Source organism: Anaeromyxobacter sp. PSR-1 (assembly GCF_000964525.1).
Taxonomy (GTDB): Bacteria; Myxococcota; Myxococcia; order Myxococcales; family Anaeromyxobacteraceae; genus Anaeromyxobacter.
Window position 1 is genome coordinate 1 of the sequence record NZ_BAZG01000134.1, and the last position, 11086, is coordinate 11086.

9 protein-coding genes and 1 pseudogene are annotated in these 11086 nt (G+C 74.7%); all 10 read right to left on the reverse strand.

All coding sequences use genetic code 11. From position 1 onward, the window contains the following. Window positions 1-291: 291 nt before the first annotated feature. Window positions 292-663 carry a hypothetical protein gene (locus PSR1_RS16815; protein WP_059438618.1) on the reverse strand — a complete coding sequence of 124 codons (372 nt, stop codon included), beginning with the start codon at window positions 661-663 and terminating at the stop codon, window positions 292-294. An 11-nt stretch (window positions 664-674) separates the two neighbouring features. Continuing rightward, a complete protein-coding gene (locus PSR1_RS16820) occupies window positions 675-863 on the reverse strand; it encodes a hypothetical protein (RefSeq protein WP_237758079.1) in 189 nt (62 codons plus the stop codon). A gap of 111 nt (window positions 864-974) precedes the next feature. Beyond that, entirely contained in the window at window positions 975-2582 is a 1608-nt protein-coding gene (gene murJ, locus PSR1_RS16825) for a murein biosynthesis integral membrane protein MurJ (RefSeq protein WP_059438620.1), read from the reverse strand. Continuing rightward, window positions 2582-3727 carry a hypothetical protein gene (locus tag PSR1_RS16830; protein ID WP_059438621.1) on the reverse strand — a complete coding sequence of 382 codons (1146 nt, stop codon included), beginning with the start codon at window positions 3725-3727 and terminating at the stop codon, window positions 2582-2584. Before PSR1_RS16830 ends, murJ begins: the two co-directional genes overlap by 1 nt. Further along, window positions 3727-4518: a hypothetical protein gene (locus tag PSR1_RS16835; RefSeq protein ID WP_059438622.1), complete on the reverse strand. Its 792-nt coding sequence runs from the start codon at window positions 4516-4518 to the stop codon at window positions 3727-3729. The genes PSR1_RS16830 and PSR1_RS16835 overlap by 1 nt, the downstream gene beginning before the upstream one ends. Beyond that, entirely contained in the window at window positions 4515-5279 is a 765-nt protein-coding gene (locus PSR1_RS16840; protein ID WP_059438623.1) for a type III pantothenate kinase, read from the reverse strand. The genes PSR1_RS16835 and PSR1_RS16840 overlap by 4 nt, the downstream gene beginning before the upstream one ends. A 73-nt stretch (window positions 5280-5352) precedes the next feature. Continuing rightward, the gene (locus PSR1_RS16845) at window positions 5353-6345 is read right to left on the reverse strand and encodes a biotin--[acetyl-CoA-carboxylase] ligase (RefSeq protein ID WP_059438624.1); all 993 of its coding nucleotides are present in this window, start codon (window positions 6343-6345) and stop codon (window positions 5353-5355) included. A 62-nt stretch (window positions 6346-6407) separates the two neighbouring features. Further along, a complete protein-coding gene (gene nadC, locus PSR1_RS16850; protein ID WP_011421441.1) occupies window positions 6408-7244 on the reverse strand; it encodes a carboxylating nicotinate-nucleotide diphosphorylase in 837 nt (278 codons plus the stop codon). Between the two features lie 14 nt (window positions 7245-7258). Then, entirely contained in the window at window positions 7259-10387 is a 3129-nt protein-coding gene (locus tag PSR1_RS16855) for a valine--tRNA ligase (protein WP_059438625.1), read from the reverse strand. A 97-nt stretch (window positions 10388-10484) separates the two neighbouring features. Then, window positions 10485-11086: pseudogene (locus PSR1_RS24220) on the reverse strand (response regulator); the annotation flags it as partial.

Here is an 11086-nt window from a genome sequence, read left to right on the forward strand (position 1 = left end):
ATCGAGGGCACGTTCGATCGCCAGGCCGCGAGCCGCCTCTCCGGGTGGCTCGCGGCCTGGCGATCGAACGTGCCCTCGATCCGGATGACGAGCTCGCCGCGTGCCCCGCGCGTCACGTCCATCATGTCACTGACCCCGGCCCGGAGAAGAGGAGTCCAAGTTGCGCGCACGGCGGGCGCAGGTCAACCCGGCGCCCCAACGTGGAGGACGCGCTGCGACGCAGGGGACCGATTCCCGCGTCGACGCGGAGCGCGCGTGCGACCTCCGGGTGCGGTCGGCGCCTGCGCGCGATCAATGCGTCGAGGGCGTGGAGCCCTCCGGGCCCGCGCCGGCGCCGGACGTCGCCTCGCGCGCCCGCGCCGCGCGCATCGCGCCCACGGCCGCGCCGAGCGCGAGCAGGTTCGTCGGCGAGAGCGCGGCGCGCGCCGCCATCCGCGCCATGGGCCGCAGCAGCGGCCACAGCCCGCCGCCCAGCACCAGCCCGGCCGCCGCCGCCACGCCCAGCACCACCATGGGCGACTCCGCCATGCGGCGCTCCAGCTCCAGCTCCTCGGCGAGCCGCGCCACCGACTCGCGCGCCTCGTCGCCGAGCTCGCGCAGCGCGTCGGCCACGTCGCCCAGCTCGCCCGCCTCCAGCCCGCCCGCCCCCCGCTCGCGCTCCATCGCCCCTCCGCTCAGGTCCGCGAGAGCAGCCGGCCGGCCAGGAACCCGAGCCCGACGGCGATGGCGACGGCCGCGATGGGCCGCTCGCGCGCGAAGCCGCGGATCCACTCGCCCGCGTCCTCGGCGTAGCCGCGGAGCCCCTCGAGCTGCTCCTGCATGCCCTCGGCCAGCTCCTCCGCCCGGTGGCGCACCTCGTCCATCGTGCCTTCCCCGCCCCTGCCGCCGTTTTCCATGGTCTCCCTCGCCGGATCGCCCTCGCCGCAAGGTAGGCCGCGCGCGCACGCGCGGCCAAACCCCGGGGAGGCGGCGGATCAGGCCCGGCGCGCGCGGCGCCGGCGCAGCCCGGCGAGGAGCTCGTCGAGCTCGGCGATGCGCAGCGCGCGCGCCGCCGCGAGGTAGGCGAGCCCGCCCGCGGCGATGGGGCCGAACGCGAGGGCGAGCTGCGCCGGGACGCCGGCGCGGCCGCCGAGCAGGCCGGCGAGCCCGCGCTCGGCGGCCCAGGCGACCGCGGCCAGCACCGCCGACGCGAGCAGCACCTTGCCGAGCTGGCGGACGAGCCCCTCCCCGCCCAGCCGGCCGTGGCGGCGCCGCCAGGAGAACAGCAGCACCGCGAAGTTCGCGAGCGCCGCGAGCGAGGTCCCGAGCGCCACGCCCCGGTACCCGAGCACGGGGTAGAGCGCGAGGTTGAGGACCACGTTCGACGCCATGCCGAGCACGCTGCCCACCACCGGCACGCGGGCGCGGTCGAGCGCGTAGAACGCCGGCGCGAGCACCTTCACCGCGGAGTAGGCGTAGAGCCCGGCCGCGTAGCACACCAGCGCCGCGGCGGTGGCGTCGGTGTCGGCCGCGCCGAAGCGCCCGTGCTCGTAGATGACGGAGATGATGGGCCGGGCCAGCACCGCCAGCCCCACCGCCGAGGGCACGTTCAGGAACGCGACCAGCCGCAGCGCCGAGCCGAGCGTGTCCTGCACCGCGCCCATGTCGCGGGCCGCCGCCCGCTGCGCCACGCCGGCGCCGGCCACGGTGGCGATGGCCACGCCGAACACGCCCAGCGGGAGCTGCATGAGGCGGAACGCCATCTGCAGCCAGGTGTTCGCGCCCTCCTGATGCGAGGCGAAGATGGTGTTGACGAGGATGTTCACCTGGGTGGCGGAGAGCCCCACCACCGCGGCCCCCATCAGCCGGAAGATGCGGCGGACCCCGGGGTCGGCCAGCGCGCCGCCGGCGAGCGCCGGCCGGGCGCGGTAGCCCACCGCGCGGACCGACGGGAGCTGCGCCGCGAGCTGGAGCGCGCCGCCGAGCAGCGTGCCGATGGACCAGCCCACCACCGCCCGCTCCGGCGGGAGCCCGGCCAGCCACAGCCCGACCCCGACCGCGATGGCGCCCACGTTGAACAGCGCGGGGGCCACCGCCGGCGCGGTGAAGCGCCCCTGCGCGTTCAGCATGCCCATCGCCACCGCGGAGAGCGAGACGAGGAGCAGGAACGGCATCATGATCCGGGTGAGGTACGCCGCCAGCGCCGCCTGGTCGGCGGTGTAGCCCGGCGCCATGAGCGCGACGAGCGGGCCGGCGAAGGCGATCCCGAGCAGCGTGATGCTCCCCACCACCAGCAGCACCAGCGCCACCACCGTGTTCGCGAGCCGGTAGGCCGCCTCGCGGCCGCGGTTGCGGTGGGCGTCGGCGAACGCGGGCACGAACGCCGAGGAGAGCGCGCCCTCGGCGAACAGGTCGCGGAGCAGGTTGGGGATCCGGAACGCGACCACGAACGCGTCGGAGAACCGGTTCGCGCCGATCAGGATCGCGAAGAGCTGGTCGCGGACCAGGCCCAGCACCCGCGAGGACATGGTGGCGGCGGACAGCCACACCGCGCGCCCGACGCGGACCGGCGCCGCGCCCGCCGCCTCGGGGGTCCCGGCCACTAGTGCTTCCCGCCCACCGGCCCGCGCGCCGCCTGCTCCTTCTTCATCATCCACGCCTTGGCCTGCGCCTGGATCGTCTGCGGCACGTTCCGGTCGCGGGCCAGCTCCTTGATGTCCTTCTCCTGGAGCGTGGTGAGCATCTTGAGCGCGGTGGGCAGCGGGACCTTCGGGTTCTTCACGAGCGAGATCTTGATGGCGTAGGTCTTCAGGTACTCGCGGGTGCCGTAGATGTGGCGCAGCACGTCGGCGCTCACGGTGCGCGAGTTGGCCAGCGAGAGGATCTCGCCGTCGGTGATGCGGGGGCTGGTGACCGCCGCCATGCACACCAGCTTGTTCGCGTCGCGCAGGAGCAGGGTGCGGGCCTCCTTGTTGCCGAGCGTGGCGAGCTTGATCTTCTCCGACACGCTCATGCGCATCACCCGCTGCGTGATGTTCAGCTTGCGGGTGGACTGCTCCTCGGTCTCCGCCGCGGGCGGCGCGCCCTCGCCGGCGCCGTCGCGCGCCAGCTCGTCCGCGTACTCGGCCATCAGCTGGGCGGCGGTCTCGCCCGGCTCGGGCGGCTTCACGGTGGGGTCGACGCCGTGGACGCGCTTGTGCGCCTCGACCATCTGCGGCACGTCGAGCAGCGTGAGCCCGTTGCGCACGCAGAAGTCGCAGGCGCCGTCCAGGGTGGACGCCAGCACGCCCGGGTTCGCGCAGAGCGCGCGCACGATGGGCTCGTGCCGGAGCAGGCGCAGCTCGTTCTGCCGGACGATCTCGGCGAGCCGCTGCGGCACGATCGCGGCGAGGCGGGCCACCGTCCCGTCCAGCGTGGCCGGGTTGAGCAGCACCAGCTCGAGCGCGCCCTCCCGCTGCGACAGCCGGTCGGCCATCCAGTCCAGCACCGCGCCGGGCACCTCGTCCGAGCGCAGCGCCACGCTCCAGATCTTCTCGGGCAGCCCCTCGGCGGTCTTCGCCGCCGTGTCGCGCACCGCGGCCTCGGGGTCGTGCGCCAGCATGAACAGGAGCGTGGCCAGATCCGCGGCGGCCACCGCCGGGACGAGCCCCTTCGCGCCCATGGTGCGGAGCGGCAGCGGGGCCTTCGGGTCGGCGTGCTTCTGCAGCGGCTTCGGCAGGGTCTCCAGCGGGAGCGGACAGTCCGGCATCAGCGTTCGACCTCTCGAGGCTCGTCCGGCTCCGGCGGCGCGGCGGGCGCGCCGGCGGCCTCCGCGGTGGGCGCGGGGGCTGCCGGTGCGGCCTCGGCCGCACCGGGCTCGGCGGGCGCGGCAGTGCCGGACGCGGCGGGCTCGGCCTGCTCGGCGGCGGGCGCGTCGGATGGGGTGGGGTCCGCGGCAGGCTCCGCCGCGGGGGGCGCCGCCTCCACCTCCAGCGGGACCGGCGCGGGCGGCGGCGGGGCCTCGGGCGGCGCGGGCGGGAAGCCCAGCGCGAGCGGCGACATCTCGTAGAGCGGCGTGTGCCGCCGCTGCCACTTGTGCCGGATCCGGCCGAGGAAGCGGTTCAGCGGGTTGTTGCGCGAGAGGAAGCCGATCACCGGCGGGCGGCGGATGCCGATGGTGTCGCGGGCCATGCAGAGGCTCGCGTCGCGCGGCCACAGCTCGAGCCCGCGCAGGATGGCGCGCACCGCCCGCTCGCGCTGGTTGAGCGCGAGGTGCACGCGGGCCTGGTTGAGCAGGAGCTCCGGCTCCGGGCCGGTGGCGCGCAGCGCCTGGTCGCACAGCGTGACGCCCAGGTTCGAGTTCTTCTCGACGAGCACCAGCGTCACGCCGTACCAGGACATGGCGCGCGCGTCGCGCGGGTCCCGGCGGTGCGCGCGCTCGAACGCGGCGTGCGCCGCGCCCAGGTCGCGCGCGGTGAACGCGGCGAGGCCCTCGTCGAGGAGGCTCCGCGCCGGGGCGGCGGCGCCGGGCGCCGGGGATGAGGTGGACGGGCCGGTCACCGGTTGCGCTCGTGGAGGATGCGCAGCCCCTCCAGCGTGAGGTGCTCGTCCACCTCGGTGATGCTGCGCGAGACGCCGGCGATGAGCGGCGCGAGCCCGCCGGTCGCCACCACCTTGGGCGGCGTGGCCAGCTCGGCCGCGATCTGGGCGCAGATCCCGTCCACCATCCCGACGTACCCGTACACCAGGCCGGCCTGGATCGAGGCGACGGTGTTCTTGCCGATGACGGACGGCGGCTTCGCGAACTCCACCCGCGGAAGCTTGGAGGCGCTGCGGGCCAGCGCGTCCATGGAGATCCCGATCCCGGGGCAGATGGCGCCGCCCAGGTACTCGCCCTTCGCGGAGATGACGTCGAAGGTGGTGGCGGTGCCGAAGTCCACCACCACCAGCGCGCAGCGCCAGCGCTCGAACGCGGCCACCGCGTTCACCACCCGGTCCGCGCCCACCTCCCGCGGGTTCTCGTAGAGGATGGGCATCCCGGTCTTCATCCCCGGGCCCACGAACATGGGCTTCCGGTCGAAGTACCGGACGCACATCTGCTCGAGGGTGAAGGCGAGCGGCGGGACCACGCTCGCGATCACCACCGACGAGACCCGCGCCGGCTCGAGGCCGGCCGAGGCGAACAGCTGGCGCAGCAGGATCCCGTACTCGTCGTAGGTGCGGGTGTGGCTCGTCTCCACGCGCCAGTGCTTGCGGAGCACGGCGCCCTCGTAGGCGCCCAGGGTGGTGTTGGTGTTGCCGACGTCGATGGCGAGGAGCACGGGCGGGAGCCTAGCTTCCGGGCCTGTCTGGGGTCAATTCCGCGGCCGGCGCGGGCGCGCGCCGCCGCACGGGTCAGCGGGGCCGCAGCAGCCGGACGTCGCCCGCGAGCACCCGCTCCAGCCCGCTCGCCGTCCGGACCAGCAGGGCCCCGGCCTCGTCGATGTCCTCGGCGGTGCCGGCCAGCTCGCCCTCGTCCACCCGCACCCGCACCTCGCGTCCCAGCGTCACCGAGCGCTCGCGCCAGGCCTCGCGGATGGGCGCGAAGCCCCGCTCCTCGTGCACGTCCAGCCAGCCCTCGAGCGCGGTCAGGCAGGCGGCCGCGAACAGCGCGCGCGGGGCGGGCTCGCCGCGCTCCAGGAGCACGCTGGTGGCCTCGCCGCGCAGGTCGTCGGGGAAGTCGTCGGCCCCGGCGTTCACGTTCACGCCCACGCCCACGACGATCCAGTGGACGCGATCCGGCTCGGCCGCCAGCTCGGTGAGGATCCCGGCGATCTTGCGCCCGCCGGCGAGCACGTCGTTCGGCCACTTGATGCCGGCGTCCACCCCGGCCTGCCGGAGCGCGTCGCAGACGGCGAGCGAGGCCACCAGCGTGACCTCCGGGGCGCGCGCCGTGGGCAGGTCGGGCCGGAGCACCACGGAGAAGTAGAGGTTCTTGCGCGGCGGCGAGATCCAGGCGCGGCCGCGCCGCCCTCGCCCGGCGGTCTGCCGCTCGGCGATCACCACCTCGCCGTGCACGGCGCCCTCCTCGGCCAGCTCCCGGGCGCGGTCGTTCGTCGAGGCGAGCTCCTCGTAGGCGTGGAGCACCTGGCCGAGGTCGTGGGTGTTGAGCAGCGGCCGCAGCTCCAGCGCGGTGAGCCGGTCCGGCACCTCGGCCAGCCGGTAGCCGCGCGCCGGCACCGCGTCGATGCGGTACCCGCGGGCCCGCAGCGCGTTCACGTGCTTCCACACCGCGGCGCGGGTCAGGCCGAGCTTGTCGGAGATGGCCTCGCCGGACACGACCTCGTCCCCGGCCTCGGCCAGGAACGCGAGCACCAGCTCGGCGGAGTCGGACGGCTCGGTCGCCATGGTCCCGCGATCTTCCGGGGCCGGCGACGGCCTGTCAAATGGCGCGCCCGGGCAGGCGCGGGTCAGGCCAGGTCGAACGCGAGGTCCACGGCCCGCGCGCTGTGCGTGACCGCCCCCATGGACACGAAGTCCACCCCGGTCGCGGCCACGCGCGGGAGCCGCTCCAGCGTCATGTTGCCGCTGGCCTCGAGCAGCACGCGGCCGGCCGCGCGGCGGACCGCCTCGGCCATGGCCGCGTCGTCCATGTTGTCGAGCAGCACCAGGTCGGCGCCGGCCGCGATGGCCTCGTCCAGCCCGGGCAGGTCCTCGACCTCGACCTCGACCCGAAGCATCGCGCCGGCCGAGGCGCGGGCGCGCCGGACCGCCTCGGCGACGCCGCCGCAGGCCGCGACGTGGTTGTCCTTGATGAGGACGCCGTCGCCCAGGCTGAAGCGGTGGTTCTTGCCGCCGCCGGCGCGCACCGCGGCCTTCTCCAGCATGCGCCAGCCCGGCGTGGTCTTGCGCGTGTCGAGCAGGCGGGTGCGGCCGCCGCCCGCGGCCAGCGCGTCGGCGCAGCGGCGGGTGGCGGTCGCCACGCCGGAGAGCCGCTGGAGGAAGTTCAGCGCGGTGCGCTCGGCGGCGAGCAGCGCGCGCACCGTGCCGCGCGCGGTGCCGACGAGCTCGCCGCGCGCGGCGCGCGCGCCGTCGGCGCGGTCGAACGTGCAGGATGCCCCGAGCCGCTCGAACACCCGCACCGCCACCGCGGTGCCGGCGAGGACCAGGTCCTCCTTCGCGAGGAACCGGCCCTCCCCGGTCGCCGAGGCGTCGATGGTCGCCTCGCTCGTCGCGTCGCCGAGGAGGAGGTCCTCCTCGAGCGCCAGGTCGAGGAGGCGCTCGGCGTGGGCGGAGAGCCGGGGCATCCGCGCGCCGCCGCCTACTTCCGCTTCCCGGCCTTCTTCTTGGCCGTCTTCTTCGCGACCTTCTTCGGCGCCGGCTTCCGCGCGACCTTCTTCGCGGGCGCCTTCTTCGCGACCTTCTTCTTGGCGGCCGGCTTCTTCGCGGCGACCTTCTTCGCGACCTTCTTCTTCATGGCGGCGCGCTTCGCGGCGGCCTTCTTCACGGAGCGGCGAACCGTCTTGCGGACCACCGCCGCCACCTTCTCGATGCCCGACGCGACCGCGGTCGCGGCCTGCTGCGCGGCCTCGCTCACCGCGGCGACGGCCTTCTCGGCGCTCTCGACGACCGGGTTCTCCTGCGCCTGCTGCGACGGGGCAGCGGGCGCGTCCTGCGTCGGCTTCTGCTCGTTCTGGATCTCCATGGTGTCCCTCCTGGCGGAATTCGCCTCCGATCCCGAAAGCATCGCACGATGCGCCTCGAGCTTGCCTCTTTTTTCGCGAAGCTCCTCCGCCCGGGCACGGTCCTTCTCGACCACCGCCGCCGGCGCGTTCTGCACGAAGGACGGGTTCTGGAGCTTCCGCTCGAGGACGGCGAGGTCCTGATCGACCTTCCCGATCTCCTTGTCCACGCGGGCGGTCTCGGCCGCCAGGTCGATGACCCCGGCGAGCGGGACGCGCACCTCGAACCCGGGGCCCACCCCCACCGCCGACTGCGGCGCCGGGGCGGTCGCGGCCGCGACCACGAGGTGCGAGCCCTCGACCCCGGCCACCCGGTGCACCCGGGCCAGCTCGCCGGCCTGCAGCAGGTCGCGGACCGCGGGGTCCGCCACCGCGATCTCCACCGGCGCCTGCGCGCCCAGCTTCACCTTCCACGGGATGCCCATCTCGCCGCGGATGTTGCGCACCGCGTCGATGATCCCGAGAACCGGGCGGAAAGCGGCCTCTGCCGCCTCGTCCGCCTCGCCCTTTCGGGGGTATTCGGCGACCAGGACCGAGTCGGCCCACGCGCTCGCGCCGACCTGCGCGCGGAGCACGTGCCACAGCTCCTCGGTGATGAACGGCATGAACGGGTGGAGCAGGCGGTAGGACGTCTGGAGGCAGTGCACCAGCACGGCCTGGACGGCCCGCCGCGCCTCGGCGTCCTCGGAGGCGAGCGCCTCCTTGGACAGCTCGATGTACCAGTCGCACAGCTCGTGCCAGACGAACGCGTACACGGCGTTCGCGGCGTCGTTGAACCGGAACGCCTCGAGCGCCTCCACCGTCTCGTTCACCGCGCGCTGCAGCCGGGCCAGGATCCAGCGGTCGGCCGGCGTGCGCGCGGCGCGGGCCGGGTCGTCCCCGCGCTCCTCGTAGCCGGCCAGGTTCATGAGCGCGAAGCGGCTCGCGTTCCAGAGCTTGTTGGCGAAGGCGCGGTAGCCCTCGATGCGCTCCTTCGCGAGCTTGATGTCGCGCCCCTGCGCGGTGAGCGCCGCCAGCGTGAAGCGGAGCGCGTCGGCGCCGTACTGCTCGGTGATGACGAGGGGGTCGATGACGTTCCCCTTCGTCTTCGACATCTTCTGGCCCTTCTCGTCGCGCACCATCGGGTGCAGGTACACGGTCCGGAAAGGCACCTCGCCCATGAAGTGGAGGCCCATCATCATCATCCGGGCCACCCAGAAGAAGATGATGTCGTGCCCGGTCTCCATGACGGAGGTCGGGTAGAAGGTCCGCAGCGTGTCGGTCCGCTCCGGCCAGCCCATGGTGGAGAACGGCCACAGGCCGGACGAGAACCAGGTGTCGAGCACGTCCTCGTCCTGGCGCAGCTCGCGCTTGCCGCAGGTCGAGCAGGCCTCCGGCGTCTCGCGCGCCACCGTGACGTGGCCGTCGGGGCAGTACCAGGCCGGGATCTGGTGGCCCCACCACAGCTGCCGGCTGATGCACCAGTCGTGGATGTTGCGCATCCACGCCATGTACGTGTTCGTCCACTGCTCCGGGATGAAGCGGGTCTTCCCCTGCTCCACCGCCTCGATGGCGGGCCGGGCCAGCGGCTCGATGCGCACGTACCACTGGTCCGAGAGCAGCGGCTCGAGGATCGTGGCGCTGCGCTGGCAGCGGCCGAGCGGCAGGACGTGCGGCTTCGCGCCGCGGTCCAGCCCCTGCTCGGCGAGGAGGCGCTTCACCTCCTTGCGCGCCTCGAAGCGATCCAGCCCGGCGAGCGGGCCGGCCTCGGCGGTCATGCGGCCGTCCGGGCCGATGACCGTGATCATCTCGAGGCCGTGGCGCTTGCCCACCTCGAAGTCGTTGAAGTCGTGCGCCGGGGTGACCTTCACCGCGCCGGTGCCGAACTTCGGGTCCACCAGGATGGCGTCGGCGACGATGGGGAAGGTGCGCCCGGTGATGGGGTGGCGGACCTTCTTGCCGTGGAGCGCCATGTAGCGCGCGTCGAGCGGGTGGACCGCCACCGCGGTGTCGCCGAGCATCGTCTCGGGCCGGGTGGTCGCCACCACGATCTCGCCCGAGCCGTCGGCGAGCGGGTACGCGAAGCTCCACAGCTCGCCCTGGTGCGCCTCCTCGTGCTCGACCTCCAGGTCGGAGAGCGCGGTGCGGCAGTCCGGGCACCAGTTGATGAGCTTCTTCTCCCGGTAGATGAGCCCCTCCTCGTGCAGGCGCACGAACACCTCGCGCACCGCCCGGGAGAGCCCCTCGTCCATGGTGAAGCGCTCGCGCTGCCAGTCGAGCGAGGCGCCCAGCGCCTTGTGCTGCTCGCCGATGCGCGACCCGTACTGCTCCTTCCAGGCCCAGACGCGCTCCAGGAACGCCTCGCGCCCCAGGTCGTGCCGGCTCTTCTTCTCGGTCTTCTTCAGCTCCTTCTCGACGATCATCTGCGTGGCGATGCCCGCGTGATCGGTCCCGGGGAGCCAGAGCGTGTTGAAGCCGCTCATCCGCTTCCAGCGGATGAGCACGTCCTGCAGCGTGGCGGTGAGCGCGTGCCCGAGGTGCAGCGAGCCGGTCACGTTGGGCGGCGGCAGCACGATGGAGAACGGCGGGCGGGTGCGGTCGTGCTCGTCGCCGTGGAAGTAGCCGCGCTCCTGCCAGAAGGGATACCAGCGGGCCTCGACCTCGCGGTGCTCGTAGCCCTTGGCGAGCTCGGTGCGGTTCTCGTTCTCGATGGGATTCGGGTTCGACACGTCGTCTCCGGGCCTGCGCGGACCGCGGCCGCCCGGCGATCGGGCGCGCGGCCTCGGCGCGGCATGCGTTGGGAACGGGCGGCGCCGCCGCGGCGGCTCAGCCCTGGCGCTGCTTGACGAGGCGGTCGAGGTTCTCGCGGATGATCGTCTCCGCGAGCTCGGGGACCACCTCCCAGACCACCCGCTCGATGACCTCGCGCGACGCCTTGCCGATGGCCTCGCGCAGCGCCGCCTCCCCGCCGTCGGCCGCAGCGGCCGCCGGCGCCGGCGCGTGGCCGGTGGAGGCGGCGGGGGGTACGAACGCGTGCATGGGCGCGAGCTCCGGCGCCTCGTCCGGCGCGCCGGGCAGCTCCACGGGCGCGGGCGCGGCGCGCGGGGCGTCCAGCTCGAGCGCGGGCGCCGGCCTCGGCGCGGCGGGCTCGCCGCCGAGGTCGAGATCGCTCCAGTCGGTCTCGGGCGCGGGCGCCGGGGGCGGCGCGTTCACCGCGCGCTGCGGGCCGCCGGTCCCGACCTGCGGACCCTGGACGCCGAAGCCGAACGGATCGCGCCGGGCGGCCGGCGCGGCCGGCTGCGGGACCGGCGTGGGCGAGGGGCGCGCGGCGGGCGGCGGCATGCCGGGGCCGGGGCGGAAGCCGGCGGGGGCGCCGGGCGGCATGCCGGCCATCGGGCGGGCGCCGGGGGGCATCCCGGGCCGCATCT